The sequence below is a fragment of the Candidatus Avelusimicrobium sp. genome (assembly GCF_051874775.1).
GTDB lineage: Bacteria > Elusimicrobiota > Elusimicrobia > Elusimicrobiales > Elusimicrobiaceae > Avelusimicrobium.
The window spans coordinates 1-19,080 of sequence record NZ_JBJEGE010000006.1; the positions used below are offsets into that span (position 1 = coordinate 1).

Annotated in this window: 11 protein-coding genes and 2 tRNA genes; 8 read left to right on the forward strand and 5 right to left on the reverse strand. The window is 49.1% G+C overall.

Going from position 1 to position 19,080, the window contains the following annotated elements; genetic code table 11:
• From ptsP to nagA, 4 genes are all read left to right on the forward strand, one after another.
• Nucleotides 1–1,619 (forward strand): phosphoenolpyruvate--protein phosphotransferase (ptsP, locus tag ACI351_RS00650; protein ID WP_439733330.1); only part of this gene is annotated, 1,619 nt, incomplete at its 5' end.
• A 23-nt stretch (nucleotides 1,620–1,642) separates the two neighbouring features.
• Entirely contained in the window at nucleotides 1,643–3,085 is a 1,443-nt protein-coding gene (gene nagE, locus ACI351_RS00655; RefSeq protein WP_439733331.1) for an N-acetylglucosamine-specific PTS transporter subunit IIBC, read from the forward strand.
• A gap of 15 nt (nucleotides 3,086–3,100) precedes the next feature.
• Nucleotides 3,101–3,922, forward strand: a complete 822-nt coding sequence (nagB, locus tag ACI351_RS00660; protein ID WP_439733332.1) for a glucosamine-6-phosphate deaminase — start codon at nucleotides 3,101–3,103, stop codon at nucleotides 3,920–3,922.
• Nucleotides 3,919–5,079, forward strand: coding sequence for an N-acetylglucosamine-6-phosphate deacetylase (gene nagA / locus ACI351_RS00665; protein ID WP_439733333.1), 1,161 nt, complete (start codon nucleotides 3,919–3,921; stop codon nucleotides 5,077–5,079). Before nagB ends, nagA begins: the two co-directional genes overlap by 4 nt.
• 101 nt (nucleotides 5,080–5,180) lie before the next feature.
• Here nagA and ACI351_RS00670 read toward each other — a convergent pair whose 3' ends face one another.
• Entirely contained in the window at nucleotides 5,181–5,768 is a 588-nt protein-coding gene (locus ACI351_RS00670) for a type IV pilin protein (RefSeq protein WP_439733334.1), read from the reverse strand.
• A gap of 663 nt (nucleotides 5,769–6,431) precedes the next feature.
• A complete protein-coding gene (locus ACI351_RS00675; protein ID WP_439733335.1) occupies nucleotides 6,432–7,070 on the reverse strand; it encodes a redox-sensing transcriptional repressor Rex in 639 nt (212 codons plus the stop codon).
• 188 nt (nucleotides 7,071–7,258) lie between these two features.
• Here ACI351_RS00675 and adhE point away from each other — a divergent pair, with 188 nt between their 5' ends.
• Nucleotides 7,259–9,904, forward strand: a complete 2,646-nt coding sequence (gene adhE, locus ACI351_RS00680; RefSeq protein ID WP_439733336.1) for a bifunctional acetaldehyde-CoA/alcohol dehydrogenase — start codon at nucleotides 7,259–7,261, stop codon at nucleotides 9,902–9,904.
• Nucleotides 9,905–9,970: 66 nt separating this feature from the next.
• Here the strand turns inward: adhE and ACI351_RS00685 are convergent, their stop codons facing one another.
• The 3 genes from ACI351_RS00685 to ACI351_RS00695 all read right to left on the reverse strand — a co-directional run bounded on the left by ACI351_RS00685 (nucleotide 9,971) and on the right by ACI351_RS00695 (nucleotide 18,085).
• A complete protein-coding gene (locus tag ACI351_RS00685) occupies nucleotides 9,971–10,453 on the reverse strand; it encodes a type IV pilin protein (protein WP_439733337.1) in 483 nt (160 codons plus the stop codon).
• A 1-nt stretch (nucleotide 10,454) separates the two neighbouring features.
• A complete protein-coding gene (locus tag ACI351_RS00690; RefSeq protein WP_439733338.1) occupies nucleotides 10,455–10,640 on the reverse strand; it encodes a hypothetical protein in 186 nt (61 codons plus the stop codon).
• Nucleotides 10,641–10,726: 86 nt separating this feature from the next.
• Nucleotides 10,727–18,085: a hypothetical protein gene (locus tag ACI351_RS00695; protein ID WP_439733339.1), complete on the reverse strand. Its 7,359-nt coding sequence runs from the start codon at nucleotides 18,083–18,085 to the stop codon at nucleotides 10,727–10,729.
• 246 nt (nucleotides 18,086–18,331) lie between these two features.
• Here ACI351_RS00695 and ACI351_RS00700 point away from each other — a divergent pair, with 246 nt between their 5' ends.
• The 3 genes from ACI351_RS00700 (at nucleotide 18,332) to ACI351_RS00710 (ending at nucleotide 18,876) form a co-directional block, all read left to right on the forward strand.
• Nucleotides 18,332–18,673, forward strand: coding sequence for a MerR family transcriptional regulator (locus ACI351_RS00700; protein ID WP_439733340.1), 342 nt, complete (start codon nucleotides 18,332–18,334; stop codon nucleotides 18,671–18,673).
• Nucleotides 18,674–18,711: 38 nt separating this feature from the next.
• Nucleotides 18,712–18,786, forward strand: a tRNA-Pro gene (locus ACI351_RS00705).
• A gap of 14 nt (nucleotides 18,787–18,800) precedes the next feature.
• Nucleotides 18,801–18,876, forward strand: a tRNA-Pro gene (locus ACI351_RS00710).
• Nucleotides 18,877–19,080: the final 204 nt, after the last annotated feature.

Genomic DNA, 19,080 nt, shown 5'->3' on the forward strand with positions numbered 1-19,080 from the left:
TGACGGTGAAAAACCTGTCATTTGAAGAAAATGCCCAAAACCTGCAAGAAGAAAGTGATCTCTTAGAACAGACTCTTCTTACACTGGCGCAAAAACTGGAAACCCAAATTGCTTCCGAAACGAATCAAGAATCGCGTGATATTTTAAACGCGCATCTGCTTTTGGTAAAAGATCCGCTGCTGTCCGACGCCGCGCGCAAAACAATCCGTCAGGGCAAAACTGCTGCGTTTGCATTTAACTCCGCTATCCGCCGCAGTGTGGATATTCTCAAAAAAACGAATAACCGCTTTTTGATGGAACGTATTGCGGACTTAAAAGACATCCGCCGCGAAGTACTTACGCTTTTAACAGGCGCCGCGCGCCAAAATCCGCAAGTGCCGCAAGGCAGTGTAGTGGTGGCGGAAGATCTGCTTCCGTCCGACGTGGCCTGTCTGCCGGAACATACGGCCGGAGTCCTGCTGGCGGCCGGTTCCCCCACCGCACACGCCGGAATTTTACTGCGAAACCGCGGGATTCCCACACTGGTACGCGCAGGCGAAACCGTCTTGCAAATTCCGCCGCAAACCGATATTTTGCTTGACGCCGATGCAGCCAAAGCTGTGGCCGCGCCGGACGAAATCCAAATCCGCGAATTCACAGACCGTTGTAACCGCTTTGGCGAAGAAACCCAAGCCGCTGACGCTGCAGCCTGCGAACCGGCCTGCACACAGGACGGCGTGCATATTTTGGTGGAAGGGAACGTCTCCGGTCCGGCTGAAACGGGCCGCGCCGCCAAAAGCGGAGCGGACGGAATGGGCCTCGTACGCACTGAATTTTTATTCCAAGGCCGCGCCTTTATGCCCACGGAAGACGAACAGCACTCCGTCTACCAGGCAGTGCTTGACGCGGCGGGCGGAAAAACCGTTACTTTCCGCACGTTAGATGCCGGCGGAGATAAACCGCTGCCGTTTGTGGACATCGCGCCGGAAGAAAACCCGATCGTCGGCATACGCGGCGTACGCGCATTTTCCAAAAACCAAGCGTTCTTCCGCACGCAGCTGCGCGCGCTGCTCTCCGTGCGTCCGCTTAAAAATATCCGCATTATGCTGCCGATGATTACCTTTGCCGAAGAAGTGGATTTCTTCAAAACGCTGATTGCCGAAGAATCCGCCGCACTGGGTATTAGCGAATCCGTGCAAACGGGCATTATGGTGGAAGTTCCTTCTGCCGCCTTGACGGCGGAACGGCTCGCGCAAAAAGCGGATTTCTTTTCGCTTGGCACCAACGATTTAACGCAATACACGCTGGCGATTGACCGCGGACACAAAGAACTCAGCGCTAAGGCCGACCACCTGCACCCCGCCGTATTAAAATTGATTGATATGACGTGCCAAGGTGCGCAAAAACACCACAAGCCCGTGGCCGTATGCGGCGCAATGGCGGGCGACGCGGCTGCCGTGCCGCTTTTAATCGGGCTGGGGGTGACGGAGCTCGCCGTCGGCGCGGGCGCGGTGGCACGGATAAAAGATTTGGTGCGCCGCCTGAACAAAACCCAATGCCAAGAAACAGCCAAACACGCATTAACCTTGGCCGACGCACAGGAAGTACGCGCAATCGTCCGCGCAAAATTTGGCGTATAACCCACAAACACCGGAGGACTTTTATGAACGCCGTAAAACATTTGGCTGCCCAAACGGGCGGAGCGCTTGTTAAACTGGGCAAAGCGCTTATGCTCCCCATCGCTGTACTGCCTATCGCCGGACTCCTGCTTCGGCTGGGTCAGCCGGATTTATTAAACATTGCATTTATCAGCCAGTCGGGTGCAGCCGTATTTAACCACCTGCCCGTAATTTTTGCCGTTGGTGTGGCGGTTGGTTTTGCCAAAGAAAGCCACGGCGCGGCGGCACTCGCGGCATTTATCGGCTACGTGATTATGACCGCCGCCTTAGAAGCACTTGATTCATCAATCAATATGGGCGTACTGGGCGGCATTTTGGCAGGCGTGATCGCAGGCGGGCTGTACAACAAATACAAAGACATCAAACTTCCTTCTTATTTGGCCTTTTTCGGCGGCCGGCGTTTTGTACCCATTATTACGGGCGCGGCTTGTTTGCTGGCCGCAGGCGCGGCTTATTTTATTTGGCCGCCTATTGGGCGCGCCATTTCCGCATTCGGGGACTGGACGATTGCTTCCGGCAACGTCGGCCTGTTCTTCTACGGGCTCGCCAACCGCCTGCTGATTCCGCTTGGCTTACACCACATTTTAAATAATTTCGTCTGGTTTCAATTCGGCGACTTTGCCACCGTGCAAAACGGGATTGATACCGTCGTACACGGCGATTTAACCAGATTCTTTGCGCACGACCCGAAAGCGGGAGCCTTTATGGCTGGATTTTTCCCCGTAATGATGTTCGGCCTGCCCGCCGCCTGTTTGGCGATGATTAAAACCGCCGATTCCAAACGCAAAAAAGCCGCCGCCGGAATTTTACTCTCAATGGCCTTAACCTCCTTTTTAACGGGGATTACGGAACCGATTGAATTTGCGTTTATGTTTTTGGCGTTTCCGCTTTACGTGCTGCACGCTGTGCTAACAGGATTATCTATGGCGCTAATGAACATTTTAGACGTAAAACTTGGATTTACCTTCTCGGCGGGACTTTTTGACTACCTGTTAAGCGGCGGTATCGGTAAAAACGCGCTGCTGTTAATCCCTGTAGGGCTCATCTATGGGCTTATTTATTATTTCCTTTTTGTTTTCGTTATTACTAAATGGAATTTGAAAACTCCAGGGCGGGAAGAAGAACCCGCGGTCAAAGAAACGGTTTCCGTGCAGCCCTTGCCGGAATCGGAAGACAAACAAAACGCCCCTGTAACGCGCGGACAGCAATATGTGCAGGCGTTAGGCGGAAAAGAAAATATTGCCTCAATGGGAGCCTGTGCCACGCGATTAAGGCTAGAGGTCAAAAATCCGGATCTTGTAAACACTGAATCATTAAAACAACTGGGTGCACGCGGCGTTGTAAAAGGCGCGGCGGGAAGCGTGCAGGTAGTTATCGGACCGGAAGCCGATATGCTGTGCGATGAAATAAAACCTTATTTAAATTAAACGGAGAAAAGCGGTATGAGGTTAGTAGTCACAAATATGAACTTAGGCCTTTGGGCGGCGGCGTATATTAAAGAAAAAATCAACGATTTTCAACCTACGTCCGAAAAACCGTTCGTATTGGGTCTCCCCACGGGAGGTACGGTGGTAGATATGTACGCCAATTTACGTTTGTTTTATAAAGAGGGCCTTGTTGATTTTCAAAACGTTGTTACATTTAATATGGATGAATACGCCGGTTTACCGCCCGACCATCCCCAAAGTTATCACAGCTATATGCGCCGCCATTTGTTTGATGAAGTAAACCTCCGCCCCGAAAATACTCATATTTTGAACGGACTTGCCACGGATCCGCAAGCAGAATGCGACGCCTTTGAAGCGCAAATCGCCAAATTGGGCGGGATTGATTTATTCGTCGGAGGTGTAGGCCAAAACGGACATATTGCTTTTAATGAACCCGGGGCCGCCTTTAATACGCGTACGCGGCTTGTAGAACTGACGCCCGATACGCGTCAAGCCAACGCACGTTTTTTTAATAATGATCAGTCCCGCGTACCCGCAACGGCCCTATCGGTGGGGATCGGAACGGTAACAGACGCAAAAGAAGTATTGTTTTTAGCTTCGGGCGAAAAAAAGGCTAAAGCTGTCGCACGGCTGATGCAAGAGGGCCAAGATCTTAAGTGGCCGCTAACCGCTTTAAAACTCCATCCAAAAGCCACCCTGCTGGCTGACCCGCAAGCGTGTTCCCTCCTCACGGGAACACCGCGCCAAACACTTGACCGTCTAATGAGCGAACAACCTAACGAAGCGCATTGGACATTGGAAACGGAGGAAGCGTGAGCGCCTCTTTTGTTCTTCAAAATGTCCGCGCCGTACTGAAAGACGGCCTGCTGCAAAACGCTTCCATTTGGGTGGAAAACGGGTACATCCGCCGCATCTTTCGGGCGGAAGAAACCTTGCCGCAAACCCTTAACGCTTTACCGCATACCGATGGACAAAACACCTTGGCACTAGCCGGATTTATTGATTTGCACATTCACGGTTTTGCGGGATTCGGGCCGGAACAGGAAACGACGCAGGCGTTGTGGGAAATGTCAGCCCGTCTGGCGCGTGAAGGCGTTTGCGCGTTCTGCCCCACCCTCTATTGCGGAAAACCGCCAGAAATGGAACGGCTGCTCCGCACGCTCGCACCCGCCATTGGCAAAGAAACGGGCGCCAGAATTTTAGGCTTTCACTTGGAAGGCCCTTTTATTTCTCCCGCCAAGCCCGGGGTAATGAAACCGCAAGACATTGCTCCCGCGGATATTACTGTTTTAAAACGCTTGTACGACGCGGCGGAAGGGAAAATCGCGGCTATGACGCTGGCCCCCGAACTGGCCGGTATCGGGCCCGTAATTGAGTTTTGCTTGGAGCGCGGCATTTTGCCGCAGGCCGGACATACCAACGCTACATATAACGAATTTTTATCCGCCGCCGCGCGCGGCGTCACGCACGCCACACACCTGTTTAACGCGATGAGTCCGTTTACCCACCGCGCCCCCAACGCCGCCGGAGCGGTGCTGCTGCACCCCGAAATTTCGTGCGAAATCATCGCCGACGGCGTACACGTCCACCCCGATGTAGTATCATTTCTAAAACGCATAAAACCCATAGAAAACATCGTGCTAGTGACGGACGCATTAAAACCTACGGGGCAGCCCGAAGGCCCCTTTATCGCCAACGGAGAAGAAGTGATTTTTGACGGCGGCGTGTGGAAACGCAAAGCGGACGGCGTGATAGCCGGCTCCGCGCTGACGATAGCGCGCGGCGTGAAGAATTTAGTGGATTTCGGATATACGCTTGATGAAGCCGCGGCCTGTGCGTCTGCCAATCCGGCTCGGCTGATGAAACTGCCCAAAACGGGCCGCTTAGCCGAAGGATTTACGGCGGACATTGTTTTATTGGACGGGAATTTTAAGCCCGTAAAAACATTTATTCAGGGACGGGAAGCAAAATAAAAGGAGGTATGCCTTATACCTCCTAAAATATTTGGAACAAGCCGACCAAGTTGCGGAGTTTATTAACCTGCTCAGCCTGCGCCGCAGCCAGCCCCTCCGGACTATTCCGTCCAACAATGCGATGTTTCTGTTTCATTTCCACCCCAAGACAGACATTTAGCAGGATGTGTGGCAGATATTCCAAACCGCTTACACCAAGTATTTGACTCGTGTTCAAAACAGGTACGTTTCCCTTGATACCAATATAACGTATAATACGGAGAAACTTTACGGGCTTCCGCAAGAACAATACCATCATTCAAAATATAATACGCAAAATTCTTAGTTTGGAACTGACTGCCCGTCGCCTCGGCCCCGTTTTCATTCTTAAAAGAAACACTCAGCTCTTCAAACGGATAGTTTACGCCGGTTGTCCCCTCTTCCATATTTTTTATTTCCAACGCGTCTTTAATGGACTTTAACGTCGTCCACGCTTCCGCCGCGCGGGATTTTTCGACCGCCGTCGTATACTGCGGCAACGCCACTGACGACAAAATGCCGATAATTAATACAACAACCAAAAGTTCTATTAACGTAAAACCTTTTTTACTGGATCCTGAAATAAATTCAGGATGACAGCAAAGCGTAAAGCCTTTTTTACTGGACCCTGAAACAAGTTCAGGGTGACGACAAAACGTAAAACCTTTCATTTTATTTTCCTCCATCAAAAAAGTCATCCCAATTTGTTTCTGCACTGGATCTACCGATTTTAAGCGAACAAACCCTAATCGTGAACTCCCTCACAAAAGCCCCTCAGAATAACCCTATCGTATCAAAAAAAAAAAAACGGGTCAAGGCTTTCTTCTTACTTTTTGTATCGCCAAAAAGTAAGCAAAAAACTCGCAGGCCAGATCCTATAAAACGCACCCTCGGCGGATGTTTTTACAACTCGCTCCGCTCAAACAAGTAAAAACATTTTTCCGCCTTAAGGCGTTTTATAAACAGGATATAGGCCTGCAAAACGGCAACGGTAAACGCTTTTTATAAACAGGCTCAGGGAGGAACATACAGCAACACGAATTTTATAGACGGGTCAATGCGGCCAAACAATAAAAGCAAATAAGCGGAAGATTCACGGCTGTTACTAACGCCGTGCAGATTAGAATAACATTGCAGAGATTGCCTGATTTGCTAAATTCGCTTTAGATTGTGCGGGCTAGTCGGCCGCATAGGCGTGGCTGTAGCCACGTCAAGGCCGAGGGACGCACAAGATAACAGAATTTGGCAAATTGTTGGCCCTTAAAAGTAAAGCGGAGCAGAAAAATACTTTCTGCTCCGCTTACGCAAATCGCAAGTTACCAACAGTTGTTATCTTATTTACTTTTCAGCTTGGCGCATAACTCCGCCAACCCCGACGAAATATCCTCTTTCTGCACAGTCACCCCGTCCGGCACTTCCAAATTGACGGGCGCAAAATTCCATATCGCTTTTATCCCCGCCGCAACTAGCGTGTCCGTCACACCCTGCGCCGCGGCGGACGGAAGCGTCAGCACTGCAATTTTTAAATTCTGCCGTTCAATTACCGTCGCCAGCTGCGCCGTGTGATACACCGGCACACCGTGCACGGTACTGGCCACCTTTTCCGGATGCGTATCAAACGCGGCAACAATTTCAAGCCCGTGATTTTTAAATCCGTCAAACCCCAAAAGCGCCGCGCCCAAATGGCCGACCCCCACTAAAAACGCTTTGTTTAAGTTGTTCCAGCCCAAAAATTTCTCGATAACCTCAATCGTCCCCGCCACTTTAAACCCCGCGCGCAATTTACTCGGCGCGCCGACGGCCTGCAAATCTTTTTTTACCACAACGGGCAGCAAGTGCGTTTCGTCCGCCAAATAGGTGGAGGACACAAGCTCGCGGCCGTATCCGTGTAAATTATAAAAAATACGCAAATACTGCGGCAGACGGCGAATCGTCTGCACGCTGATTTCTTTCCGGCGGTGAAATAATCCCACGGCGGTCCTCCCATAAGCATTTTTTGTGGATATTGCAATATCTATACTATCTTTTTGACAGCCAGATGTCAACCCCCGCCTCACACTCCATACCGAGAGAGTATTGACTTTAAATCACCCAAAAGATAAAATATAGATATCAAAATATCTATATCAGTTATTTTGCAAACTCAAAGGAGAAGAAAACTATGGCGGAAAAGAAAACTGCCGCTCCGGCCGAAGCTACAAAAGAAGAATTGTCTATGCTGGACAAGATCGTCGACAAAGTGAAAGCCGCGCAGCGCATTTATGCAACGTTTACGCAAGAACAAGTAGACAAAATTTTCCGCGCCGCGGCCATCGCCGCTGCGCAAAACCGCATCCCACTGGCTAAAATGGCCGTGGAAGAAAGCGGTATGGGGGTAATGGAAGATAAGGTTATCAAAAACCAATTTGCGTCCGAATATATCTACAACCAATATAAAGACACAAAAACCTGCGGCGTACTGTCCGACGACGATGCCTTTGGTTACCGCCAAGTGGCCGAACCTATCGGCGTAATCGCGGGCGTGGTGCCCACTACGAATCCCACCTCTACGGCTATTTTCAAAAGTCTCCTAGCCTTGAAAACCCGCAACGGGATTGTGTTTTCCCCCCACCCGCGCGCTAAAAAATGCACCATTGAAGCTGCGAAAATCGTTCTGAACGCGGCCGTGGAAGCCGGCGCGCCGGAAGGCATCATCGGCTGGATTGAAAACCCCACCATGCCGCTTTCCAACGCGTTAATGCACCACCCGCACATCAACCTTATTTTGGCCACCGGCGGCCCCGGCATGGTAAAAGCCGCTTACTCCTCCGGCAAACCGGCCATCGGCGTAGGCGCAGGCAACACCCCGGCAGTCATCGATGCCACCGCCAACATTAAAATGGCCGTCAGCTCCATTATTATGAGCAAAACCTTTGACAACGGTATGATCTGCGCCAGCGAACAGTCCGTCGTAGCAGAGGACGCCGTATACGAGGACGTAAAAAAAGAATTCATCGCCCGCGGCTGCGCGTTTATCACAGGAAAAGACCGTAAAAAACTGGCCGAAACGATTGTGGTAAACGGAAAACTTAACTCCGCTATCGTTGGGCAGAGTGCGGAAAAAATCGCGGAAATGGCCGGTATTAAAGTACCCGCTCACACCAAAATTTTAATCGCCGAAGCCAGCGAAGTGAGCGATGCGGAACCCTTTGCCCGCGAAAAACTTTCCCCCGTACTCGGTTTCTACCGCGCCAAAGACTTCAACCACGCCGTAGAACTCGCGCGCGACCTTATTTTGTACGGCGGCGCGGGACACACGTCCGTGCTGTATACCGATGAATCCAACGAAGACCATATCGACATCTTTAAAGATATGCCCACCGCGCGCACGCTGATTAACATTCCCTCTTCGCAGGGCGCCATCGGCGACGTGTACAACTTCAAACTGGCCCCGTCCTTGACGCTCGGCTGCGGTTCGTGGGGCGGCAACTCCGTCAGCGAAAACATTGGAGTAAAACATCTTATGAACGTAAAATCCGTCGCGGAACGCCGCGAAAATATGTACTGGTACAAAGTACCGTCCAAAATCTATTTCAAACGCGGCGCGCTTTCGCAGGCACTTGCCGAACTGAAAGGCAAACAACGCGCGTACATCATTACGGACAAAACGATGGAACAGTTGGGCCACGTCCGCACCGTGTGTGATGTGTTGGAAAACTTGGATATTAAATTCCGCGTGTTCTCCAACGTACTGCCCGACCCGAACATTTCCAACGTGCAGGAAGCGTTAAACATCGCCAATTTCTGGCAGCCGGACATCATCATCGGCCTCGGCGGCGGTTCGGCGATGGACGAAGCCAAAATGGTATGGCTGATGTACGAAAACCCCACCACCAGCTTTGAAGATATCGCGATGCGCTTTATGGATATCCGCAAACGCATTTACGCGGCTCCGCCCTTGGGCAAAAAAGCGACGATGGTAGCTATCCCCACCACGTCCGGCACCGGCTCCGAAGTAACGCCGTTTACCATTATCACCGATGAAAAAACCGGCACCAAATACGCCATTACGGACTACGCCTTAACCCCCGATATGGCCATTATCGATCCGGAATTTGTACTCGGTATGCCCAAAACACTAACGGCTTGGTCCGGCCTGGACGTGCTGACCCACGCCATTGAAGCATACACCTCCGTATTCTCCACCAACTTTACGGAAGGACAGGCGTTGGAAGCGATGCGCCTTGTATTTAAATACTTGGAAAGTTCCTACACCCACGGCGCCAAAGACATCAACGCCCGCGAAAAAATGCACTATGCGGCCACGATTGCCGGTATGGCGTTTGCCAACGCGTTCCTCGGGCTGTGCCACTCTATGGCGCATAAACTGGGCGCGATGTATCACGTTCCGCACGGCTTGGCCAACGCGCTTCTGTTGTCTTATATTATTGAGTTCAACGCTACCGACAAACCCACCAAACAGGGCTTGTTCCCGCAGTATAAATATCCGTTTGTAAAAGGACGCTACGGGAAAATTGTGGATTTTCTTTTGCCCCACAATGAATTCGGCGACGATAAAGACGCTAAAGTGCAGAAACTGATTGAAATGGTGGAGACGTTGAAACACAACCTCAACATCCCCAAATCGCTCAAAGAATACGGTATTCCGGAAAAAGAATTCTTGGATAACCTGGACCAACTTTCCGAACTTGCTTTCGACGACCAGTGCACCGGCGGCAACGCCCGCTATCCGCTGATCAGCGAAATCAAAGAGCTGTATTTGAAAGCGTACTACGGTGAACCCGTAAAACACGTAAAAGGAAAATAAGTTGTTTTAAGACGGAAAAATCCCCGAAGTGTTTAAATGCTTCGGGGATTTTATTAATTTAAATAATTATTCGACATAACAGTCGGTAGATAAATGCGGACTCGAACCGGAAGTACACCCCACGCCGCTCTGGCTAAAACCGTATGCTTTACAAATTCCTTTTCCTCGGGGATCCCAACAATGGAGCTTTCCATCTATAATGTTAAATGAATATTCATAATTGGGCGCCCACGCAAAACCATAAGTATGAAGATGATCTAACGTATTATCAAATTGATACATAAAGTTCTTGGTGGACAATCTCCATCCCGTCGCCTGGTTACCGGATGAATCTATAAAAGATACGGATAATTCATCAAACGAACTTGGGGGTGTACCATTTTCCAATTCTGCAACTTGGCAAGCATCATTGATAGCTTTAAGTGTCGTCCGCACTTCTGCCAGCCGCGCTTTATTTACCGCCTTCTGATACTGCGGCAACGCTACCGATGACAAAATACCGATAATTAATACGACAACTAACAATTCAATCAGCGTAAAACCTTGCATATTACATCCTCCTATCAAAAAAGTCATCCTGAGTCGTTTCTGCTTCGGCTCCTCCGATTTTGATGAAATAAACCGAAATCGGGAGAGACCTTACAGAAACACCACGGAATAACCCCATCGTATCAAAAAAAAAAAACGAGTCAAGGAAGCGAATAGCATTTGCTAAACACTCTAAATTCTTTGCCATAAAGTATACACCCTCTAAAGGAGATATACGTAAAAACCCCGTGCTTTTCGCACAGGGTTTTTACCCATTCATACAATTGAATTATTTTATTCCGGATCCGGTCCGTCCGCCGGAACCGCAGGGCCGGAATTATCAGACGAATCGCCGCCTTTCAACCAACCGATGAATTCATTCCACCAGTTGGTCAAACGACCCCATAAACCGCTGTTCTGCGCAGCCTGTGCAGCCACAGAGGTCTCCGTGGGGGCTTCGCCCATATATGCGGTATATACATCGTCCAGCTCCTTGCGCAAATTTTGTACGCGTGCTGCGTCATCGGTACTGGCGGCATAACGGTCCAGCGTCTCCACTGCTTTTTGGTAATAGAGGGCGAAATCACCGTTCATACCGTCATACAACATACCATTCTGTTTTTCTTCCAACAAAATATTAAGCGTGCGCAAATAGCCTACTTTGACGCGTTCGTAATCGGATACGTTTGTGCCGTCAAAAATACTCTTGGCTGCTTTGCTCAAGCCCGGAATATGCGCCACCAAAGACATTTTCACTTCAGGCAAGAACTCTAAACTCATATCTTGCACGCTGTAAGCGCCGGATTCCATTATTCCGACAACGGACTGATAAAGCTTATCCAGCTCTTTATCCGCCCCTAGTCCTTTAAGCATCTTTTTAAGAGAACTATAATGCAATGCAAAGCGTTTTAAATCGCCGAACAAATAACTTTCTTCCAATTGGAATATACCGTCTGACAACGCCTTACTGTTCTGTACTTGGCCGGCATACGATTTCAATTTTTCGGATAAAGCCTCCATATCCTTGTCTTCGTTAAAACTGATACTCTCTACCGATTGGAAGAAATCTGCCGCCTGTGCTCTTAAACCCTCGGATACATCATTAAACTCAACCACCGTTCTAAACATAATGGCCGTACTGCGTAACATCTGCAAACTAGAAGCTAACTGCGCAACAGGCACCTTAGATCCTTCAGCTAAAGCTTTCAAACGGTTATTGACCCACACCATACGGTTCATCAATTTCTGCAAGCGGGATTCCGATTCAAATGCACGCATCGATCCGCGCACGCTAATTTGCAGTTCCTCCACTTCTTTCGTTACGCGCTGCAAAGTAGAGGCCATAGCGTCCGAATTAAAGCCAAGCGAATTATATACTTGCTGGGCGGAGAGATCACCCCGTTCATAAGCGTCAATCTGCTGCTGTGAAAGCGAGGTAGAACGGAATAAACGGCTCCACCCGTCTTTTACCATATCCCAGTTTTGCCACACCAGCAAAGATGCGGTAAAAATAGACAGCACCGCACCCAACCGGTAAATGGCATAATCGTTCAGCGGCTCGCCTTTCGCTGTTACGGAAGGATCGCCAAAGAAATTATTAATCACATCCATCAACGGCTGCGCCACATCCGCAACAGAGGGAAGGTCTTTTAACAAGAGAAATAGCCCCGTCAGCAAAAGGATCGGAAATAACCCGCTTGAGTTAGCGGAGTTATAGGCTCCCGCCGCTTGCAATTTAACTGCTTCTTCCGTCTTTTTTAACAAGTCCGTAGCTTGTTTCTTTTCTTGTGCCGTCATTTGTTTATCTTTGCGGATACGGTCCCGCTCTGCTGCATAGTAACGGCCTACTTGGTTCATCATACGGGAATTCTCCACTACGCCAAAAACAGGAGTGGACAAATACATAGACAACCAAGATAACCACATCCCCAGACTGCCCGCCGGAGAAGCCACATACATAAGCACGCCGAACAACATCAGCGGCAAACCGATACCCGTCAACTGGTCATCCGTAATGACTTTATTTTTAATCATCCGATCCGCCAGTTTACGCACGGCAAAACTCATTGCCAAACCAGTAGCCGTAATCGCCAACCCGTAAGCGGGATATAACATCTTCATTTCGCCGCTGAAAATGACAGAATTGATAGCCGCATAAGTAAAATACACCAAGGCTACACGGGCAACTGTAGAAGCTAAACTCGGCTTAAAAAGCTGCTTGTATATTTGTTTGGCCTCTTTTTTAGAAATAGGCGAAGTCTTTACTTCCGAAGCTTCCGTTGCCAAACGGCTTTTTTGCAGCAAGTGCAAACCGTACAACGAGCCGACAAGCATCACGGGCACCAATAAAGACCAGTTTAATGTCACTTCGGACAGAGCACTCCCTTCCGGAGCTAAAGCCGCCCCGAGCATTATCCCCATACCGACAACCCACGGCAGTAATGTCACTATAGCGCGGGAAAGGCCTTTCATCGTTGTAAATCCCATATTTTTAGCAGCATATTGGGTAGGATCTTTATATGCGCTTTTCATAATAGGGCTGGCAATCGTACTTAAAATACTAGCCATCAAAATGGCTACGGGAGCAAATACATAGCTGGTGATCTCCCCAAATAAACCAGCCTCTTTGAAACTAAATGTACCCGTCAATCCCGCGGAAACACCTAATAAAGAAATTCCCACCATTGTCAACAAAACGGCCTTTACCGTTTGATAATAACCGTATTTGGAAATCAAGGGGTTAAAGATGTTGGCTATTTTGGGAGATAAATACCCAAACCCGCTGATAAATATGGCGGCAGAAGCCCAGTCAAACATCGTTTTGAACTCGCCGGCCATCGAAGCGCCCAAATCCGCGCCCGCCACCAAAGCAATCACCAGCATTAACGATTCAAATGAATCTTGTTGACGTACTTCCACTACGCCCACTTTAGACTCTTTTACATCTGCCTCCAGCACATGGGCCAGCCCCGCCAGTTCCGCCAAAGCAAGAGGCTGCTCGAACACCACGTGCCCGCGTTTTTCCGTCGGTTTATGCAACAAACGGATGGACTTATCCAAAAATTTAAACAGGGAACGACTGCTGTTTTCAATAGATGCCTCGGAATCTTTGACCACAAATTTCATCTGTCCTTTCTCGTCCATAGCCAACACAAATCCACGGGGGACCAAAAAGGTCTGGCCTTTATTCAATACGAAATACAAACGGGGAGTATCGGAAAGCGAACGGTTCGACAAACGCAAATAAATAGGCAGCAAGCCCGAATACTTGGTATGGCCATTACGCGTGGTAGATACTTGCATCTGCCCTAAAAACCGGTCTATTTCCGAAACGTTATACAAAGCAGCGGAAACTTTATTTTTGTTAATATTCAACAGTGCTTCTTCCGACACACCCTCCAACAACACATGATGTTCCGGCCCCGCCATTTGGGCGGCGTTACCGCCTTCATTTACCACACGCTGCATAGAAGCTTCAATATCCAGCGCGTCCGCGCGGGAAAGCACCCCGCCGACACCGTCATTAATTTCGTGCGAAAATTCAATCACTTCCGCTTCGGTCGGCATGGAATACTTCAGTTGGCGTAATTTATTAAACGCCTGCACTTTATATACTTGGTTGGCTCCCGAGGCAAGAATAAAGACCAAATCTTGCCGCACAGGAGAATCGTCTCGCAAAATTAGTGTAGCCAATGTATTGGCGTGCATAGCTTTTTCATCGGTCGCAACCGGCATAAAGTTATATGTTTCCGCCAACAAATACACATTCCAACCTTCAGGAGTCTCCTCTCCCTGCGCTAACATACGAACTTTACCATCCTTATACGCCACTGAGCGATAGCGGTAGCTGACTTTCCCGTCTTCCGTATGGACCGTATTAAATTGACCGGGTTCCGCATTCTCTTTCGGCAAATTCTGTTCGCGCGAGAAATAGTTGATTATCTTATTAAAAGCGCGTTTACCCCACTTAGCCATTGCAAACACAGGCAGGCCGCTGTATAAATGCCCTGCGTCCGCAGTTTGTGTCGACGGCGCAGCCAACGGATTATTCCCTTCCGCAGAATGGAGCGATGTATTCTGTTGGCGGGCCGATTCCTGTTCTGCCAAGGACATGGCATAATTCGGATTGCCCGCGCGGGACAGATTAAATTCCTGCCACCCAAGCGACATGGAAGTGGTTACATCGTCCCACCAGTGCCCCAGCATCCACGGGTTTTGCGCGCGGTAAAGCGGGTTGGAACGGTACATCCAGTTGTTTAGCTGTTGCTGGTATTGGGTGAAAGCTGCAGGAGAGCTCCAATCCTTCCTCAAATAACCCGAATAAACATAATTGCGGCGCTCATCCAATGAACCGATTGCGCCAATAGGAGTAATATGAGGGGACGTCGCTGCGCCAAACAGCCAGAACGGGTTTAAGAACATCTTCCCGCCGTAAATTCCCGAATTAGCGGTCGCGGCAGTTACCTCCAGCGCGGAAGCCGACGGGGCAACCGCCGAAGAAGCAGATTCCCCCGCCACGGAACGCGTAACAGACGAAGCGTCGGATGCGGCCCCCAACCAATTATACGAGCTGAAAGAACGAACCAAAGAGGGCGCTTCTACCACAAAAGCGGTTTCGGCGGGAAGCACTCCGCCCATACTGAACATCGACGCTCCCACTCCCGCCGTACGGAATGGACTCTGCACGCTAAGACGTCCGAATCGCGTTAAACCGGTTACGAACTCATTCCAGCGGACCTTCATATCGGCTTTGAACCACTCCCAATCGGAAATATGCCAAACTTTTGGCGAATAAGACGATGCTTGAACGGACGCCGACGGACGGGCAGCAGCAGACGAAGAAACAGGCGAAGAAGCCGGCGGAGTCACGCGGGACACCGGTTGGGGAACGCGGATTTCCGGACGGGCCATCAGCGGCTGTACGCCGCGGCTGCCGGCCACGGCTTCCCCCGCTCCGTAATTTAGCGAAAACGCCTGAATCCCCGCCCAAGAACTGCCGTTGGTCGCCCAAGCAACATCTTCTATCGGAACGTTAAAATCCCGCGCCACGCTAGATAAAGATTTTCCTTTGGGAATAAACTGTACCATCCCTCGTACATAAACGGTTTCCGTTCCTGCAGGCACTATATACAGCTGGCCGTTAAGCACGCGAGTCTCAGCCCCTACAGGCGCGGCCGCCAATTCACTAGCCGGCGCGGAAGCCGCCGCAGCATCGGTTACGCCTTTAGGTCCTGGCGCAGCCCCGGGTTTAAACGAAGGAATTTCCGGTGAGCCTTTTATACGGGTAAAAGCCCTCATTTTCAAACGTCTAAACGCCCCTGATTTAAAATTGGTTAAACCTGTTTTTAAAACTTTATTTAGATTTCTCCCCAACTTCGCCACTTTAACAATATTGACGGAGCGCATCATACGCAGCATTTTAAACACACTTGTAGTAGCAGTTCCCGCCGTACGTCCGATAAATTTGAGTAAAGAGAAAACACCTTTTCCGCCTTTCCACAAGAAGAAAATACCGATTAAATCATCCAACGGGGTCAAATTTTCTGTCGTCTTCGTCCACTCTTGAAAATCTTTTATATCGTTCTGTAATTCCGCTTCCTGCTTTGCCAATTCCTCTTCGGCATAATCTGCCCAATTGCCGCCTGTATTCCTCATCCCCTGGGCCAGTCTTTCGTTTAAATACAACCGCATTTTAGGATGCAGATCGTTTTTTGTTGAAAGGAATAAATACCAAATGATAACGTTTGCATACGGAATGCCGTTTTTATACGCGGACCGAAACATCTCTTTGGCGCCTTTCTTTCCTTCTGTATCCGTTATTTTATTTAGGTCAACCAATACTTCCAGTTGGTTAAACGCACTATATCCTTTATCTTTTTCTGACAATTTAATATGAATCAATCCGTAGGAAAATATCCCCGCCAAAAAAGGACGCAGGGCCATTCCCAATTTCTTCTCGCTGGGTTCCAGCAATCCTTCCATCGATTTGCGGAACAACACGTTCATTTTTTTCTGTTCTTCCTCATCCGCATCCTCATAAGCTTCCATCAGCAAATCCGCCGTATCCACCCAAACGTTACGATCTTCGCCGTGTTCATCCTGATAATAACTGTATTCCAAATTAGCCCCTTCCCCCCAATAGCTGTCGGCGGTGTGGAACAGCTCTCTCCACCCATTGATGGAAAATGCCCCAAACATAAATGAGATTGCTTCCATTATCGACGAGTATTTACCGGCGTGAACAATCATATCGGCGGCGTCTTCATACGCTCCCATAGCGGTTAAAACAGCTAGCGAAGTGGGAATAACCATTGCTGCGGCTGAACCGTTAAACCCTTCTTTAAATAAATCTTGTACAGCCAGTGAATCCGCAGTATTGTCCCCTTCCTCACCCAACGCGCCCAAAGCCACTGCGGCCTTGACGGCATAAGCGCACTGTCCGTTCGCTTTAACGATATCAGCGATAATGAAGTCTTTAGCGCCTTGGCTTTGATGCAGCGTCAGCATAACGCCCAACCCTTTTAAAGTACGCATAGAGAAAAATCCTGGCTTGGCACAAACGGACTTCGTTTTGCTAATTTCAGAACGCATCACGGCCGCAGCTTTCTTCCTCAGGTTCGCGGGCAGTCCGCCGTACATATTCAATAACGGAAAAACATCCTGCAGCACGCCCAGCCAAGCCTCGGGGGAATTTTCATAAGCTGCCCAAATCTCCTCGGAGAGGCCTTTTAAGTACTCTTGCATAACAGCTTGAAATTCTTCCTTTCCCTCATCCGCCTGCGCCAGAAACTCGTTATACGCGTTTCGAACAGCCGAATCAGAAAGGAAATCAGCCAGCTGACGGTTAAGCTGCGCGACATAATCAGCCCACCCCGGATCTTTTTGGTGCTTTTTCGCTTCTTCCGCCATACGTCCTGAAAACTCATACTGCACGTTATTTTTATACAGCTGTGCAAACTCCTCATACGAAATATCCGAAGAAGCGCCTTCGGTGGGTTCCTCCGTCAACAACTTATACACGGATGTTACTTCCCTCATCAAATCTACATAGGCCGCTGCAATGGTAACCTGACCGCCCGGAAGCCCAAACATAGACCCTTCCGTCCCGGCACGCCGCGCCTCTTCCACAGCTTCTTCCACCTTAGAAGAAACCCTGACATACTTCTTTTCTTTCTCATCAAACGAATACTGTGGCGTGCTCTTTTTGCCGCGCAGAACTACCGCATTCAGCTCCTCCATCAGATTGCGGAAAGTTGTATTCTCGTGTGCGGAAAAATCGATATTCCAACGCTGAATAAATTTTTCGGCTGCCGCATAAAAGACCTTATTTATCTGCCAAAAAGTCAAGGCTTCCTGCTCGCGGGGATGATTCTCATAATACGCTTTTAACCCCGCCACATAAGAGCAGACACCCCACTCCCAGGCATCGGGGTCGCTAATCATCCGGTTAAAAGAGTCCTGATACTGTGAGTCGGTAAAATCAATTTCCTTTATGTTGCCTGAGGCATCACGTTCGCAGTCTTCCATTCTCATTACATCATACTGACGGCGTTTAGCGTTTTCATCCGCTGCGCGCACCTGCGCATACGACGGAGCAATGCTCATAAAAATAATCGAAAAGCTTAATACGAGAGACAATAGTTTAGTCATCATAGCAGAAGACTCCTGATATTTAATCAAAATCCGCAGGCGTGAAAAAGCAATACACCTTATTCATATTATGACACGCACCAATCCTCAAGACAAGGGCCAAAGGGCCCAAGTTCCAATTAGGACTTTTGGGGCCATTCTTGATAAACCCACGCAATGGTATCCCAAACCTTCTGTTCTCACAGAAAAAACACGCAAACTTTAAGTCGGTTTTATATGACAAAAATACTAAAATGCTATAATAAGCCTATGGGACTTGAAGAAATTGAACAACAAGAGTATTTCTCAATCGGAGACGTGAAACGCATTACCGGCGTGCCGGAGTATTCCGTGCGTTATTGGGAATCCGAATTCAATTTAATCCGCCCGATCCGGCTGGAAAGCGGCCACCGCCGTTATACTAAAGCGGATGTGTATACAATTTTGAAAATTAAAGATTTGATTTATAAACACAAACTGACTTTGGAAGGCGCAAAAAAACAATTAAATAAATACCAGTTTCCTACGGAAAAATCCGCCAAACGCCCTGTGGCGGACATTAAATTTCTGACGGAAATTAAAGAAACGCTGGAAGATTTGTTAAAAGAATGATAAAATATAGGTGTAGCCGGCAGTTGGCTGCACGATTTCGGGGAGTGGCTCAGAGGTAGAGCGCTCGCTTGGGGTGCGAGAGATCGCGGGTTCGATTCCCGCCTTCCCGACCATTTTTAAATTCATACGGGGCGTAGCGCAGATGGTAGCGCGCACGGTTCGGGACCGTGAGGTCGTGGGTTCGAATCCCGCCGCCCCGACCATCTTCTAAAGCACCTTTTTTAAGGTGCTTTTTTCGTCTAAGAATTAAAGTTTTCCCGTCGGAGAATACCTGTTTTTCTTATCTGTTACGGTCTCAGAGTTCTTTTTTCTCCGTCGTAAACTGCAATTTTTCCCGCGTTTTCTCTGAGCTCCAAATTTGCAGGATCCGAAATTTTGGGTCTCCCCCTACTATTTTATAATTCGAA

What these genes read in the sequence shown, in the direction of transcription:
- nagE (WP_439733331.1), top strand. Translation starts at nt 1,643, where the DNA reads ATGAACGCCGTAAAACATTTGGCTGCCCAAACGGGCGGAGCGCTTGTT.
- ACI351_RS00700 (WP_439733340.1), top strand. Translation starts at nt 18,332, where the DNA reads ATGGGACTTGAAGAAATTGAACAACAAGAGTATTTCTCAATCGGAGAC.
- ACI351_RS00690 (WP_439733338.1), bottom strand. Translation starts at nt 10,640, where the DNA reads ATGGCAAAGAATTTAGAGTGTTTAGCAAATGCTATTCGCTTCCTTGAC.
- ACI351_RS00685 (WP_439733337.1), bottom strand. Translation starts at nt 10,453, where the DNA reads ATGCAAGGTTTTACGCTGATTGAATTGTTAGTTGTCGTATTAATTATC.
- nagB (WP_439733332.1), top strand. Translation starts at nt 3,101, where the DNA reads ATGAGGTTAGTAGTCACAAATATGAACTTAGGCCTTTGGGCGGCGGCG.
- adhE (WP_439733336.1), top strand. Translation starts at nt 7,259, where the DNA reads ATGGCGGAAAAGAAAACTGCCGCTCCGGCCGAAGCTACAAAAGAAGAA.
- ACI351_RS00695 (WP_439733339.1), bottom strand. Translation starts at nt 18,085, where the DNA reads ATGATGACTAAACTATTGTCTCTCGTATTAAGCTTTTCGATTATTTTT.
- ACI351_RS00670 (WP_439733334.1), bottom strand. Translation starts at nt 5,768, where the DNA reads ATGAAAGGTTTTACGTTTTGTCGTCACCCTGAACTTGTTTCAGGGTCC.